At 72.1% G+C, this 14,983-nt stretch carries 12 protein-coding genes; 9 read left to right on the forward strand and 3 right to left on the reverse strand.

All coding sequences use genetic code 11. The features are described 5' to 3' along the window. Positions 1-2: 2 nt before the first annotated feature. From AMK11_RS15025 to AMK11_RS15035, 3 genes are read left to right on the forward strand one after another with little or no spacing between them, the layout of a single operon-like run. Entirely contained in the window at positions 3-671 is a 669-nt protein-coding gene (locus AMK11_RS15025) for a bifunctional 4-hydroxy-2-oxoglutarate aldolase/2-dehydro-3-deoxy-phosphogluconate aldolase (RefSeq protein WP_073727207.1), read from the forward strand. After that, positions 668-1,657, forward strand: coding sequence for a sugar kinase (locus AMK11_RS15030; protein WP_073727209.1), 990 nt, complete (start codon positions 668-670; stop codon positions 1,655-1,657). Before AMK11_RS15025 ends, AMK11_RS15030 begins: the two co-directional genes overlap by 4 nt. A gap of 30 nt (positions 1,658-1,687) precedes the next feature. Then, a complete protein-coding gene (locus AMK11_RS15035; RefSeq protein WP_073727211.1) occupies positions 1,688-2,560 on the forward strand; it encodes an SMP-30/gluconolactonase/LRE family protein in 873 nt (290 codons plus the stop codon). A 67-nt stretch (positions 2,561-2,627) separates the two neighbouring features. Here AMK11_RS15035 and AMK11_RS15040 read toward each other — a convergent pair whose 3' ends face one another. The 3 genes from AMK11_RS15040 to AMK11_RS15050 form a co-directional block, all read right to left on the reverse strand. Beyond that, on the reverse strand, positions 2,628-3,899 hold the full coding sequence (locus AMK11_RS15040) for a DUF4380 domain-containing protein (protein WP_079187445.1): 1,272 nt from the start codon (positions 3,897-3,899) through the stop codon (positions 2,628-2,630). A gap of 100 nt (positions 3,900-3,999) precedes the next feature. Then, positions 4,000-5,067 (reverse strand): zinc-dependent alcohol dehydrogenase family protein, encoded by a 1,068-nt coding sequence (locus AMK11_RS15045; protein WP_073727215.1) that lies wholly within the window; start codon positions 5,065-5,067, stop codon positions 4,000-4,002. Positions 5,068-5,116: 49 nt separating this feature from the next. Next, on the reverse strand, positions 5,117-6,463 hold the full coding sequence (locus AMK11_RS15050; protein ID WP_073727217.1) for an MFS transporter: 1,347 nt from the start codon (positions 6,461-6,463) through the stop codon (positions 5,117-5,119). A gap of 265 nt (positions 6,464-6,728) precedes the next feature. Here AMK11_RS15050 and AMK11_RS15055 point away from each other — a divergent pair, with 265 nt between their 5' ends. From AMK11_RS15055 to AMK11_RS15085, 6 genes are all read left to right on the forward strand, one after another. Continuing rightward, complete coding sequence (locus AMK11_RS15055) at positions 6,729-8,942, forward strand: MMPL family transporter (protein ID WP_073727219.1); 2,214 nt, start codon at positions 6,729-6,731, stop codon at positions 8,940-8,942. A 93-nt stretch (positions 8,943-9,035) separates the two neighbouring features. Next, positions 9,036-10,223: a sensor histidine kinase gene (locus AMK11_RS15060; protein ID WP_073727221.1), complete on the forward strand. Its 1,188-nt coding sequence runs from the start codon at positions 9,036-9,038 to the stop codon at positions 10,221-10,223. Beyond that, a complete protein-coding gene (locus tag AMK11_RS15065) occupies positions 10,220-10,897 on the forward strand; it encodes a response regulator (RefSeq protein WP_073727223.1) in 678 nt (225 codons plus the stop codon). The genes AMK11_RS15060 and AMK11_RS15065 overlap by 4 nt, the downstream gene beginning before the upstream one ends. A 125-nt stretch (positions 10,898-11,022) precedes the next feature. Beyond that, a complete protein-coding gene (locus tag AMK11_RS36855) occupies positions 11,023-12,708 on the forward strand; it encodes a substrate-binding domain-containing protein (protein WP_079187446.1) in 1,686 nt (561 codons plus the stop codon). A gap of 224 nt (positions 12,709-12,932) precedes the next feature. Next, positions 12,933-14,060: a Gfo/Idh/MocA family protein gene (locus AMK11_RS15080; RefSeq protein ID WP_073727225.1), complete on the forward strand. Its 1,128-nt coding sequence runs from the start codon at positions 12,933-12,935 to the stop codon at positions 14,058-14,060. Beyond that, positions 14,053-14,976, forward strand: coding sequence for a PmoA family protein (locus tag AMK11_RS15085; RefSeq protein WP_073727227.1), 924 nt, complete (start codon positions 14,053-14,055; stop codon positions 14,974-14,976). Before AMK11_RS15080 ends, AMK11_RS15085 begins: the two co-directional genes overlap by 8 nt. The last annotated feature ends 7 nt before the right edge of the window (positions 14,977-14,983 follow it).

The following is a 14,983-nucleotide window of genomic DNA, read 5'->3' on the forward strand; positions in this document are numbered from 1 at the left end:
CCATGAACGCCCCGCAGTCCCGCGCCACCGACAGCTTCTCCGCCGTGCTGCGCCGCACCCGGCTGGCCGCCATCGTGCGCGGACCGGACGCCGACGCCGCGCTGCGCACCGTCCTGACCCTGCTCGACGAGGGCGTGTCCCTCGTCGAGGTCTCCCTCAACACCGCCGACGCCCTCGGCGTCATCCGCCGGGCCGTCGCCGAGGCCGGTCCCTCGGCCTTCGTCGGCGCGGGCACCGTGCTGACCGAGGACGACGTCGCCCGCGCCCGGGAGGCCGGCGCGAGCTGGATCGTGACCCCCGCCCTCACGGAGTCCCTGGCCGCCTCGGTCCGCGTCGGACTGCCGGTGCTGGCCGGGGCGCTCACCCCGACCGAGGCCGTCGCCGCCCGGCGCGCCGGAGCCGACGCCGTCAAGCTGTTCCCCGCCTCGATCGGCGGCCCCGCCTACCTCAAGGCCCTGCGCGACCCCTTCCCGGACCTGCCCTTCGTACCGGTCGGCGGCGTGGACCTGACCGGTGCCGAGCAGTACCTCGCGCACGGCGCCGTCGCGGTCGGCGTCGGCTCCCCGCTGGTGGGCGACGCCGCGCGCGGCGGTGACCTGGCGGCCCTGCGCGAACGCGCCCGCCGCTTCGTCGCGCTCTGCGCCGGCGACACCGCGGGAGGGCGGGCATGAGCGTCACTCCGGAGACCGCACAGGCTGCCGCCGACGTCCTCACGTTCGGCGAGACCATGCTCGCCGCGCAGCTGCCCGGACCGCTCGCGGTCGGCGCCGAGGCCCGCACCACCATCGCCGGTGCGGAATCCAACGTGGCCATCGGCCTGGCTCGCCTGGGCCACCGGGCCGCCTGGGCGGGCCTGGTCGGCGACGACGAACCCGGCCGGCTGATCCTGCGCACCCTGCGGGGCGAGGGCGTCGACATCTCACATGCCGGCGTCCGCCCCGAGGCGCCCACCGGCGGCATGCTCCGCGAGCGACGCGTCGCCGACCTGGTCCGCGTCCACTACTGGCGCCGCCACTCCGCGGCCTCCCTGCTCGCCCCGGCCGATCTCGCGCCCGCCCTGGACGCTGGCGCCCGGATCCTGCACCTGACCGGCATCACCTGCGCCCTCGGCCCCGGCCCGCTGGAGGCGGTGCACGAGGCCGCCGCCCACGCGCACGCCCGCGGCTGGACCGTCGTCCTGGACGTCAACCACCGGCAGCGCCTGTGGACGGCCGAGGACGCGGGCAAGGCACTGCTGCCCCTGCTGGAGCACGTCACCGTCCTGATCGCCTCCGACGACGAACTCCCCGTCGTCACCGGCGCCTTCACCGAGCAGCCGCAGGGGGAGGACGCCGCTGTCGACGGCCTGTTGGCGGCCGGGGTGCGGGAAGTGATCGTCAAGCGCGGGGGAGCGGGAGCCGCATTCCGTGACCGGGACGGTTCCCGGCACATGGTCCCCGCCCTGAGGGTGCCCGTTCGGGACACGGTGGGAGCGGGCGACGCGTTCTGCGCCGGCTACCTCTCCGGACTGCTCGATGGACTGTCCCCGGACGGACGCCTCGCCCGCGCCAACACCCTCGGCGCGTTCGCCGTCGCCTCGGACGGCGACTGGGAGGGATTGCCCCGCCGCGACGAGCTGGGTCTGCTCGCCGCCGCCCCGGGCACCACGATCCGCTGACCCGTCCACGACCACTGGGAGCGCCTCACCATGACCGATCTGATGCCCCTGGGCGCACCGGACCGCCTGGAACTCGGCGAGGGCATCCGCTGGGTCGACGGCCGGCTCGTCTGCGTCGACATCCTCACCGGCCGCCTGCTCACCCCGGACGGCGACGGCACCGCCCCGCTGCGGACCCTTGCCCGCCTGGACGTGCCGCTCGGCGCGGTGTCCCCGGTCGCCGGCCGGCCCGGCGCCTGGATCGCGGCGGCCGGCACCGGCATCTGCCTGCTCACCCCCGGCACGGACCCCGAGTGGCTGGCCGAGCCCGAACGGGACGCGCCGACCGCGATGCGCATGAACGACGGCTGCGCCGACCCGCACGGCCGCTTCTGGGCCGGGAGCATGGCCTACGACGGGACACCGGACGCCGGCTCCCTGTACCGGACCGACCTCGACGGTACGGTCACCAGGGTCCTCGACGGCATCACCATCCCCAACGGCCCCGCCTTCGACCGGGACGGCACCACCATGTACCTCGCCGACAGCGCGCGTGGGCTCGTACGGCGCTACTCCGTGGACCCGCGCGACGGAGACCTCGGCGAGGGCGAGGAGTTCGCCCGGGTCACCGAAGGCAGCCCCGACGGCATGACCGTGGACGCCGAGGGTGCCCTGTGGGCGGCGGTCTGGGGCGCGGGCGAGGTCCGCCGCTACCTGCCCGACGGCACCCTGATGACCGTACTGCGCCTGCCGGTGACCCAGCCCGCAGGCGTCTGCCTCGGCGGCGACGACGGACACACCCTCTACGTCACGACGGCCCGCGTGGGACTCGTCGCGCCCGGACCGCTCGACGGAGCCGTGTTCCGTGCCCGGGTGGAGGTGCCCGGCGTGCCGACGGCCGCCTACCGCTCCGCAGCGACCTGACCGCCGTACACCTGTGCCCGGCACCCCGGGTTTTCCTGGGTGCCGGGCACAGGTGTACGGCAGAAGGTCAACCGGCCACGGCCACCGCGCCCAGGACGTGGCTCCCGCAGCACACCTCCACCCGCGCAGCGCCCGGATCGGTCGGCAACCGGACGTCCAGCACCAGGGGCTTGCCCGCATCGCACTCACCGACGGCCTGGCGCCGAAGCACCCGGCCGGTCGCGTCCCGTACCAGCAGGGACGCCGGGCCGCCGCCCGACGGCACGCACACGCCGGTCACCTTCCCCTCGGCGTACGTGAGCGGCTCGCCCCACCAGGCGTGCGCGCCGACCGAGGCCACCGCGCCGAGCCGGGGACCGAGCGACACGGTCCCGTCCAGTGCGGTGGTGTCGCCGGGCGCCAGTTCCCGGTAGGGACCGAGCGCCTCGCACTCCACGACCCGGTGGCGCGGCCGCAGGCCACCCAGGTGTTCCAGAGGCGAGTCCAGGGGGTGTTCCATCCACACCTCGGCCCGCGAACCGCCATCCGTGTAGGGGGCGTCGGGGTCGACGGGGAAGCGGTAGGTCCAGGTTCCGGCGGGGCCGACGTGGGCGATCCACCCGGCCGCATCGGGAAAGCCGACCTTGCCGACCACGTCCTGCGCCGGGACGTGCAGGAGGTCACCGTGGCGCTCGACGCGCGGCCGTCCGGTGCCCGCGACCAGGTCCACGGTGTCCGGCGCGCCCGAACCGGCCGTCCCCAGCCACACCCCGTCCCCCGGCCGCTCGGCGGGGTGCCCCGGCAACTGGGTGACGTTCCACAGCGCCCACCGGACACTCCGCGCCGAGACGTTCCGGGCACTGAGCCGCAACGCGAAGTCGCACCGGCCGGCCGCGAGCGTAATCCGGCGGGTTAGGCGGAGCCCGGTGCGCGGATCATCGCCGCTGATCAGAGTGATGTCGGCGCGCGAAGCGTCTTCCGCGACGTCCACCTCGCAGGCATAGGCTCCCGAGTCGAGAACAGGGTCCGGGGGGCCCGCCCACTCCTCGGGGCCCGACCAGCCCTGCGGGGCCGGCCAGGTCTTGTCGCCGCCCCAGTTGTGCCAGGCGGACATCGGACCGTCGTGCGGACCGACGGTCCGCGGGTCCCGGGCGCCGAGCGCGTCGTCCAGGAGGTCGGGATCGTGGTGCAGGAACTCCCGGCCGTCCCGGACCGCCGACAGGATCCGCCCGCCCAGCGCGGGGGCGATCACCAGGCGGATCAGGCCGTTGTCCAGCTCCACGACTTCGTGTCCGGGCCGCGCCCGCCGTACGGCGCGGACCCGGCCCTCGCCGCTGCGGTGTGCGGGTGTAGTGCTCACGGACGTACTCCTCCAACGAAGGGGCCCGGACGGCGGGCGGCTCGCCCGCCGTCCGGGCCGTGCGGAAAGCGGAAAGGTCACAGCGGCGTTGCGCTGGCTCTCAGTCTTCGAAGACGAGGCAGACCTTGCCGGCGGCGCGGCCCGCCGACGCCTCGTAGGCGCGCTGCGCGTCGGCGAGCGGGAAGCGGTCGCTGACCAGCCGCTCAGGGTGCAGCTCCTGCCGGGCGAGGAGCTCGGCCAGCCGGGTCATCCCCTGCACCGAGGTGACCCAGGAGCCCGAGATCAACACCTGCTTGTGGAGGACGTCATCCGAGACGTCGAGAGTCATCTGCCCGCCCTCGCCGACGAGCGCGAGCCGGCCGCGCACACGCAGCGCCTTGAGGGCGAGGGAGCGGGCCGCGGGGTGGCCGGAGCAGTCCACGGCCGCCTCGACACCGGTGCCGCCGGTCAGCTCCAGGACCCGGTCCAGCGGATCGGCGGAGGAGTCGAGCACCTCGTCGAACAGGCCGAGCGAACGGGCCCATTCCATCCGTTCCGGGACGACCTCGGCGCCGTACACCGTCCGCACCCCGAAGGCGCGGGCGACCATGGCCGCCGCCGCGCCGACCGGTCCCAGCCCGGTGACCAGCACCCGGTCCGCGCCGCTCAGTGCGATGCGGGTCAGTGCCTCGTAGACGGTGCCGATGCCGCAGGCGATGAAGGCGCCGTCGACGTAGGTGAGCGGCTCGGGCAGCGGGACGCAGGTGTTCTCCTCAGCGAGGAGGTAGGGGGCGTGGCCGCCGTCGCGCTGCCAGCCGTAGGCCGCGCGGGACTCGGAGGTGCAGCCGATGAAGTACCCGCGGGCGCACTCGTCGCACTGGCCGCAACCGGAGATGTGGTAGACCGCGACCCGGTCGCCGGGCTTGAGCCGCTTGCAGCCGGGTCCCACCTCGACGACCTCGCCGGCCGGCTCGTGCCCGGCCACCACGTCGTCGTAGCGGGCTCCGCCCTCACCGATGTGGCCGTTGTAGATGTAGTGGATGTCGCTGCCGCAGATCCCCGAGGCGCGGGTGCGCAGGACGACCTGGCCATGGCCGGGACGGGGCCGGGGCGTCTCGCGCAGGTCGACGGTGCCGTCACCGGGCAGGAAAGCGCCGGTCATCGTGGCGGTGGGGGAGTGTGTGCTCATGGTGTTCCTCGTTTTTCACGTACTGGGGGGGAGGAGGCGGGGCGGCCGGTCAGGACGACTGGAGGTCCTTCGGTGCGAGAGAGACCGCCGTCCCGGGGCCACCGGCGCGGCGCGACCCCGGGTCCTCGGGCACGTCCAGGTAGCGCCAGGTGAGCAGGGCGCCCACCAGGTACATGCCGATGTAGACGATGACGACTCCGGTGTGGCCCACGAGGGGGTCGACGACGGAGTACGTCAGGGGCCCGACGAAGGTGGAGAGTCCGGCGGCGAGGCTGTAGATGCCCATGGCGTTGCCCTTGTCCTCCTCGGGGACCAGGGACGGCAGCAGCGCCGACAGCGGGATGTATCCGGCGAGCATGATGCCGTAGACGACGGTGGCCAGCAGGGCGACGGCGTAGTTGCCGGGCGCGAGCTGGGGCACCCAGTAGACGAGCGCCACGCCGAGCGCGCAGCCGACACCGCCGGCCCAGGCGATGGTGGAACGCCAGCCCAGCCGGTCGCTGATCCGCCCGAAGAACGGGTCGGCGAGGATGCCGATGACGCCCATGAAGGTGACCAGGGCGAGGTACTTGGACTCGCTGATGCCGATGTCGTCGGTGAAGAACGACGGCAGGAAGACGAAGAACCCGAAGTACGGCGTGGTGTTGATCATCCGGACCACCGCGGCGATCCCGATGCGCGGGTGGCGCTTGAGCACACTGACACCGCGCAGCAGTTCCGACCGGAAGGAGAAGCCCGGGGCCGTGGTGTCGACCATCGGCCGGGTGCCGCGGGCCTCCTTGACGGCGAAGGAGCCGATCGCCGCGCCCACCGCGACCAGCCCCAGGGAGAGCCAGAAGGTGGCGTAGGCGCCGACCAGGGGGATGCTGACGGCGGCGATGGCGGAGCCGATGGTCGGCAGCCCGGCGCTGTAGGCGAACCAGAACCAGCCCGCGGCGGAACCGCGCAGTTCCCTGCGGGCGGTGAGCTGGATCCACAGCAGGAACGCGTAGGCGAACAGCGGATAGGCGATGCCGCGCAGACCGTAGAAGACGTAGACGAGAAGCTGGTTCTCACTGGGGAGGGCCACGACGAGGAACAGGACCTCGAAGAGCATCCACAGCACCGCGCCGATCCGCATCACGCGGCGCGGTCCCCAGACGTTGGACAGCGCGCCGGAGAGCCACGACCCGAGGGCGACGAAGGCGCCGTAGACGCTGATGACGAGACCCGCGCCGGAGGAGCTGAAACCGGTGTCGCGGAGGTACGGCTCTAGGTAGTTGGACTCCACACCGTCACCGATCATGAAGATCAGGACCGCGACGTATCCCCACATCAGGGGGCGGGGGATGCCTATGCGCTCCACCCAGGGCAGCGCGCTGCGCGGCACCGTCGGCGCGCCGGGGGCTGTGCTCATCGAAGTTCCTTCCTGGGGCCCGGGGCAGGCCGGGGACGTAGCCGGAAGCGGCAAGCGCAGCCATTAAATATGAATTAATTCGGGGTTTCAATGGTGGCGGCCGTCACATGAGCGAAGAGGCCCCTACTCCCGGAGGAGGAGTACGGCGCCGCGCGTAGTGCGCACGCACCAGACGGCGGACGCGGCAGCAGCACGATGCCTCGGCCCCCCTCTCCCGGCCACGCTGGTCACCTACCCGACGTCCAGACCCTGGAGATCCGTTTCCGTGGCTACATTGCTCTACCGGCTGGGTCGTGCCGCCTTCGCGCGGCGCTGGCTGGTGACCTCCCTGTGGGTGTTGATCCTCGGCATCGCGGGAGTCGGCGCCGCCATCGCGCCCGCCGCCTCCGAGGACACCTCCTTCATGCCCGGCATCGAGGCGCAGAAGGCGTCCGACCTCATCGGCGAGCGCTTCCCCGGCGGCTCCACCGACGGCGCCTACGCGCAGGTCGTCTTCATCGCGCCGGACGGCTCCAAGATGTCCGCGGCCGATGAGCGGGCCACCGTCGAGGCGTTCGTCTCCGAGGCAGCGGACGGACCGCACGTCTCCAGTGTCACCGACCCCTTCCAGGCCGGGGCGGTGAGCGAGGACGGCTCCACCGCCTACGCCACCGTCAACTTCGCGGTCTCCTCCTCCGACCTCACCGACGACGACAAGGCGGCCCTGGAGAAGAGCGTCGACGAGGCCCGTGACACCGGCCTCACCGTCGAGGTCGGGGGCGACGCGCTCGCCGCCGCCATCTCGCCGGGCGGCACCGCCGAGGTCGTCGGCCTCGCCCTCGCGGCCGTGGTGCTGCTGGTGACGTTCGGCTCGCTGGCCGCGGCGGGACTGCCCCTGCTGACCGCGGTGATCGGCATCGGCATCAGCATGGCCGGCATCGTGGCACTCAGCAGCACCTTGGGCCTGTCGATGACCTCCACCAGCCTGGCGTCGATGCTCGGGCTCGCGGTGGGCATCGACTACGCCCTGTTCGTGGTCTCCCGCTACCGGGAGGAACGCGCCGCCGGCCACCCCGCGCGGGAGGCGGCCGGCCTCGCCGTCGGTACCGCCGGCTCGGCGGTGGTCTTCGCCGGCCTGACCGTCGTCATCGCGCTCGCCGGCCTCTCGGTGGTCGGGGTGCCCATGCTGACCAAGATGGGCCTCGTCGCCGCGGCCGCCGTCCTGGTGGCCGTGCTGATCGCCCTGACGCTGGTCCCGGCCCTGCTCGGCATGTGGCCCGACGCGGTGCTCTCCCGGCGCACGCGCAAGCGCGGCGGAGCCGCCGGCCACGCCTCCGGGGCCGAGGAGAACGGCGGTTCCCGGTGGGCACGGTTCGTGCTGCGCCGCCCCGTGCCCGTCCTGCTGGCCTGCATCGCGGGGCTGGGCATCGTCGCCCTGCCCGCCGCCCACCTGGAGATGGGCATGCCCGGCGCCGAGTCCCAGCCGACCTCCTCCACCGAACGGCGTGCCTACGACGCCCTCGCGGACGGCTTCGGCGCCGGCTTCAACGGGCCGCTGACCGTGGTGGCCGACCTCAAGGGCGCCGACGACCCGGATGCGGCGGCCGAGGCCATCGCCAGGACGGTGGGCGACACCGACGGAGTCGTCTCCGTTTCCACCCCGCAACTCAACGACGACCGCGACGCCGCGCTGTTCTCGGCGGTCCCCACCACCGGGCCCAACGACGAGAAGACCAAGGACCTCGTCCAGACCATCCGTGCCGAGCGCCCCGAACTGCAGACGACGACCGGCGCCACGTTCCAGGTGACCGGCTCCACCGCGATGAACATCGACGTGGCGCAGGCCCTGCAGAAGGCGCTCGTGCCCTACCTCGCCGTCGTCGTCGGACTGGCCCTCCTGCTGCTCCTGGTGGTCTTCCGCTCCCTGCTCGTCCCGCTCAAGGCCGCCGCCGGCTTCCTGCTCTCCGTCCTCGCCTCCCTCGGCGTGGTCGTGGCCGTCTTCCAGTGGGGCTGGGGCGCGGGAGTGCTGGGAGTCGAACAGCCCGGCCCGATCATGAGCCTGATGCCGATCTTCCTGGTGGGCATCGTCTTCGGCCTCGCCATGGACTACGAGGTCTTCCTGGTGGCCCGCATGCGGGAGGCGTACATCCACGGCGACCGGGCGCCGCAGGCCGTCGTCAGCGGTTTCCGGCACAGTGCCCGGGTCGTGGTCGCCGCGGCGGTCATCATGATCGCGGTCTTCGCCGGGTTCGTCGGCGCGGACGAGTCGATGATCAAGACCATGGGATTCGGCCTCGCTGTGGCCGTCCTGCTGGACGCGTTCGTCATCCGCATGGCCTTCGTCCCCGCCGTGCTGGCCCTGCTCGGCGACCGGGCCTGGCGGATACCGCGTCGGCTGGACAAGGTACTGCCCCACGTCGACGTCGAAGGCAGCGGCCTCACCGGGCCGGCCGTCGCCGCCGACGACCCGGCGCCGCGCGAAGCGACCCGCGTCCTCTGACAGCGGTCGCCCACCAGGGCCGCGGTTCCGCCGAACGCGGCACCGCGGCCCGCCGCGTGGGACCATGACCGTTCACGAACGATCCGGAGCACCATGAGTACGCACTGGCAGCGCTTGGCGACGGCCCGGCCCACGGCCACCGAAGCCGCGTCTCTCATCCTCCTCTTCGGCTTCACCGTCTCCGGTGTCGCGCTGTCAGCGGCGGTCGCACCGGAGCCGCAAGCGCTCTGGCCCGGTCTGCTGCCGTCCGCGGCCGCCTGTGCGGCGCTGTACTGGAGGCGCGACCATCCCGTTCTCGCCTTCGGCCTCACCCTGCTGTGCGCCATGGGCCTGGGAGCACTCGGCTACCTCCTGACACCGTTGCTCATGGCGCCCCTCCTGATCGGCCAGTTCTGGGCGAGCGCCAGGGCCCGCATCGCCACCTGGAACAGTGCGCTGACGGCGGCCGCCTGTCTGGTGATCACCGGTCTGTTCCTGTCCTCCTTCCCCGACTCGTTGGTCTTCGTCACCGTCAGCCCCGCCGCCTGGGTCCTGCTCGCCGCCGTCTGCGGCAACTACGTCCGGGTACGTCGTGAGTACGCGCTGGCCCGCACCGAACACGCCGATCGGGAACGTGAGGAGGAGGCACGCCACCGGGTCACGCAAGAGCGCGTGCGCATCGCACGGGAACTGCATGACGTGGTGGCGCACCACCTTGCCCTGGCCAATGCCCAGGCCGGCACCGCGGCCCATCTGGCCCGCACCCACCCGGAGCAGGCATTCGAGGTGCTCGACCGGCTCTCGGACACCACCGCCGCCGCGCTGACCGAGATGAAGGCCACCGTGGGGCTGCTGCGACAGGCCTCCGACTACGCAGACGACCTGGCACCCGCGCCCGGCCTGCGACAATTGACGGAACTCATCGACGGCTTCACCACTGCGGACCTCGACGTGAGCGTCACGGTCGACGGCGACGCCCGCCCTTTGCCGACCGGCCCCGATCTGGCGGCCTACCGCATCATTCAAGAGGCACTCACCAACGTCACGAAACATGCCGCGACCCGCACCGCCACCGTCCGCCTCGCCTACACCCGGCGCCACTTGACTGTGTCCGTCACCAACGAGTCGGTGCCCGGTGGGCCGGTCCCGACGGCGGGCCCGCAGGGCTTCGGCCTGGTCGGAATGCGTGAGCGAGCAATGGCGGCGGGCGGTACCTTCCGTGCCGGTCCCCGTCCCGAGGGCGGTTTCGAGGTCACCTGCACCCTTCCGCTGAACAGCACGGCAGAGAGTACTTCCCGATGACCATCAGTGTCCTTCTCGCCGACGACCAGGCCCTGCTCCGGGCCACCTTCCGCATCCTCATCGACGCGCAGAGCGACCTCACGGTGGTCGCCGAGGCCGCCGACGGCCGGGAGGCGGTCGAACTGACCGCGGCACACCGCCCCGATGTGGTTCTCATGGACATCCGCATGCCGCAGCTGGACGGAGTGGCCGCCACCGCCGCAATCTGTGCACGACCCGAATTGTCCGCCAGCCGCATCCTGGTCCTCACGACCTTCGAGAACGACGAGAACGTCGCCAAGGCGCTGCGTGCCGGAGCCAGCGGTTTCCTGGGCAAGGACGTCACCCCCGACGCCCTGCTGTCCGGCATCCGTACCGTCGCGGCCGGTGACTCACTCCTCTCGCCCGGCGCCACCCGTACCCTCATCAGCCGCTTCCTGGCGCTCCCGCACCACGAGGCGAGCACGTCCGTGCCCGATGTCATGGAGGTCCTCACGGAGCGGGAACGTGAGGTGACGGCACTGGCCGCACACGGCAGGTCCAACGTGGAGATCGCCGAGGAACTGGTGGTGAGCCCGCTGACCGTACGCAGCCACATCCAGCGGGCCATGAACAAGCTCCACGCCCGCGACCGGGCCCAGCTCGTCGTCCACGCCTACCGCAGCGGACTGGTAAAGCCACCGCCGCCCGGCTGACGACGCGAGTCCGCTGTCTCGGGTGAGCCCAGCTCGTGCAGCGGGGCGTCATCCTCAAGCCTGAGGGACCCGGCGACGACCTGCCGCAGGTGAAAAGATCGCCGGAGCAATGTAATGATTGCTGCATGCGGCAGTCTGACGCGCTGAAGGCGCTGGAGAAGAGAGCCTCGGGCCAATGGGGACTGATAACGGCGGCCCAGGCGAAGCTGGACGGCGTCGAGGGAGTGCAACTGCTGCGTCTTCGGCGCGCGGGCCTGCTGGTCGGTGTGGGACACGGTGTGTACCGCGTCGCCGACGCGCCACGCACCGGGCACCTTGAGCTCAAGGTCGCCTGGCTGCGGCTGGACCCGGGGGCGGACGTCCGGCGGCGGCGCGAAGACCCGGGAGCCGGGGTCGTCTCCCACACGTCGGCCTGCGCGGTGCTGAACCTCGGTGATCCGCCCGGCGACCGGATCGAGCTAACGTCGCCGGTCCGCCGGACCACCCGCAGCGAGGGCGTGGTCCTGCACCGGCTGCCGGTCGACGCCGACGAGGTCACCTTCGTCGACGGTTTGCCCGTCACGACCGCCGAACGGACCCTCGTCGACCTGCTGCGTGCGAACGCGGATGCCGCGTTGCTCGGCGCGGTGCTGGCCGACGGGCAGGACCGCGGACTCGTCGACACCGCGCGCCTGGCCCCGCGGATCGCTGCCTTTCTGCCCCGGTTCTCCGTGCCGGCCGACGGAACCGGCGAGGAACTGCTGCGGACCCTGCTCGAACGGGCAGGTCGGTCCGACCGAACGGCGGTGACTGGTGAGCCCCCGGTCGCCAGGACTCGCCGAGCGGACAAGAGGGCGACCATCTGGGAAGTCGCGCGACTGGCCGGGGTCTCGCACCAGACCGTGTCCCGGTATCTCCGTGACGAGGGGGGAATGAAGCCGTCCACCAGGCAGAAGGTGGACCGGGCGGTGGCCTCGCTGGACTACCGACCGGATCCTGTCGCCCGGACGATGCGCACCAGACGGTCGCACCGGATCGCGGTCGTGCTGCCCGGACTCACGAGTTTCGTACCGGGCCAAATTCTGAAGGGCGCGGCGGCCGTGGCACGGGAAGCCGGGTACACCCTCGACGTGGTCGGGCTGGAAGGGGGCGAGCGGCGCAGGACGGAGGGCGTCGGCGCGCTGCTGGCCGGACGACAGGCCGACGGGGTGCTCTCCCTGGCCCCCCTGGCGGAGGGCACCGGGTTCGACGCGCGCCCGGTCATCGTGCTCGGGGAGTACGACGACGCGCTGCGCGCCCGGGGAGAGACCGCAGACGGGCGGCCGGTCGAGGAGATTCTGCGGCACCTCGCCGGACTGGGACACCGCCGGTTCCTCCACGTCGCCGGACCCAAGGATTGGAACTCGGCGCGCAACCGGCGGGCGGTCTACGCGGATGCCGTGCGTCGGATGGGGCTCGAGTCGTACGGCACCTTGGACGGTGACTGGACGGTGCGCTCCGGCTACGAGGCGATCCGCTCGCTCCCGGAGGGCTCCGGGGTGACGGCGGTACTGGCCGCCAACGATCACATGGCCCTGGGCGTCATGCGCGGACTGCAGGACCGCGGCATCACAGTCCCGGGGCAGGTCAGCGTCTTCGGCTGGGACGATGAGGAGTTCGCCCAGTACGTCACGCCGGCCCTCTCGACCATCCAGGTCGACCGGGAGGCCTACGGCCGGCAGGCAATGCTGGCGTTGCTCGCCCGGATGCGAGGCGAAGAACAACTCCCGGTCCGCGTCGACGGCCTCTTCCGGCTCGTTCCCCGGGGTTCCAGCGGCCCGGTCCCCGGCTGACCCCCGTCGCTCGGGCTCACCGGACCACGACCGGCGCAGGCGCTTCGCACGTGGATCTGAGTGAACGATCACGCAGTCACCCTTGACGCGCTGAAGGTGATCGATCACTATTTTCGCGGTGCCGCTGTCACGTCCCTCTCGACGCACCCGTCGACTTCCCCGAATGGCCTGCTCGCCGCGTTCGCGGTGGGCCGCCCGGGGCCGCCCTCACGGAAGAAGACCTCATGACTGACACCTCTCCTGTACGCGTGGCGATCGTTGGTGCCGGAGGCATCGCCGACGGCGCTCACATGCCCGCGATCCGGGCCCAGGGCGGCGCGGCCACGGTTGTCGCGGTCGTCGACGTCGACCTGGCCCGCGCGGCGGCTTTCGCCGAACGCTGGGGAGTACCCGGCGTGTACGACGACGTGGACGAGATGCTGACGGCGGTGCGTCCCGACCTCGCCGTCGTCTGCACCCCGCCGGTGGCCCACCGCGCCGCCATCACCGCATGCCTCGACGCCGGTGCTTCCGTGTGGTGCGAGAAGCCGCCCGCGCTGTCCCTGGCGGAGTACGACGCCATCGCCGCGCACGAACGCCCCGGCGGACCGTACGTCTCTTACGTCTTCCAGCACCGATTCGGCTCCGGCGCGCGGGCGCTGCGCGAACACATCCGAGCCGGCAGCCTCGGCCGTCCGCTCGTCGGCGTCTGTCACACCCTCTGGTACCGCGACGAGGCGTACTTCGAGGTGCCCTGGCGCGGCAAATGGGAGACAGAGGGCGGCGGACCCACGATGGGGCACGGGATCCACCAGATGGACCTGATGCTCTCCTTGCTCGGGGAGTGGACCGAGGTGCGGGCAGCCACCGGCACTCTCGCCCGCGACGTCGAAACCGAGGACGTCTCGATGGCGATCGCCCGCTTCGCCAACGGTGCGATGGTGTCGGTGATCAACAGCGTCCTCTCCCCGCGGGAGACCAGCTACCTCCGCTTCGACTTCACCGACGCCACCGTCGAACTCTCCCATCTGTACGGTTACGACAACAGCCACTGGACGTGGACCCCCGCCCCGCACCGGGCCACCGCCACTCCGTCGGCCCTCGGCGCACCCGCCGAGGACACCGCCAGCTCACATGAGGCACAGTTCCGTGCCTTGCTCGCCGCGCTACGGGCCGGTGAGCGCCCCGAGGCCGGCGGCGACGACGGCCGTCGCGTCATGGCCTTCATCACCGCCCTGTACGCATCGGCGAGCACCGGACAACCGGTCACTCCCGACATGCTCACCCCCGGCCACCCCTTCTACCGTTCCATGAGCGGACTGCCCGCGCAGACCGCCCCGGACGACCTCACCGAGGAGCACGTCGGTGTCTGATACGGATTTCGAGGTCCACCATGACGACACGAGGAGGGCGCTCGTCGTCTCCGCCGCCGGCACCGACGTGGCGACCTACGTCTACCGGCCCGACACCCCCATCGAGGAGTCTCCGAAGCCCTACCTGTATCCGCTGAAGACTCTCTCCGGAGCGCCGGTGGGCGTCTACCGACCGCACGACCACCGCTGGCACAAGGGCCTCCAGCTCACCTGGTCCCACCTCTCCGGTGACAACTTCTGGGGCGGCCCCACCTTCACGCCGGGCGCCCCTGGCCACGGCTATGTGTGGCGGAAGAACCACGGCCGCCAGCTGCACCGGGACTTCACCGAGGAGCACAGTGACGGCGGTTCCGTCCGCCTGGCCGAATCTCTGGAGTGGCTCTCCTCCGGTGGCGAGACCTGGATCAGTGAGCGGCGCGGCCTGCGCTTTCACGGCGTCGACCCCCACGCGGGAACCTGGGCGCTGGACTTCACCACGGAGCTGACCAACACCCGCCAGGCTCCGCTCTCCCTGGGCAGCCCCACCACCCACGGACGCCCCGGCGCCGGCTACACCGGCCTGTTCTGGCGCGGCCCGCGCGCCTGGACGGGGTGCGACATCATCACCGCCGACGGTCAGGACGGCGACGCGGCGATGGGATCGCGGGCCGCCTGGGCCGCCGCCACCGGCGACCACGACGAGATCGACGGCGGGGCCACGGTCCTCGCCTACGCCGGCACCACCAGTGCCACCGTGCCGTTGAAGTGGTTCGCCCGAAGCAGTGCCTTCGCCTGCCTGAACCCCTCTCCGGCCTTCGACACCGAAATCGAATTGGAGCCGGGCGGCCGCCTCACTCTCAGTCATCGCTTCGTCTTCATCGACCGCAAGCTCGGTCGAAACGAACTGGAGCCGATCGCGCGGCAGTTCATGCCGTGACCGACGG

This window comes from Streptomyces sp. CB02414 (genome assembly GCF_001905385.1).
Lineage (GTDB): Bacteria > Actinomycetota > Actinomycetes > Streptomycetales > Streptomycetaceae > Streptomyces.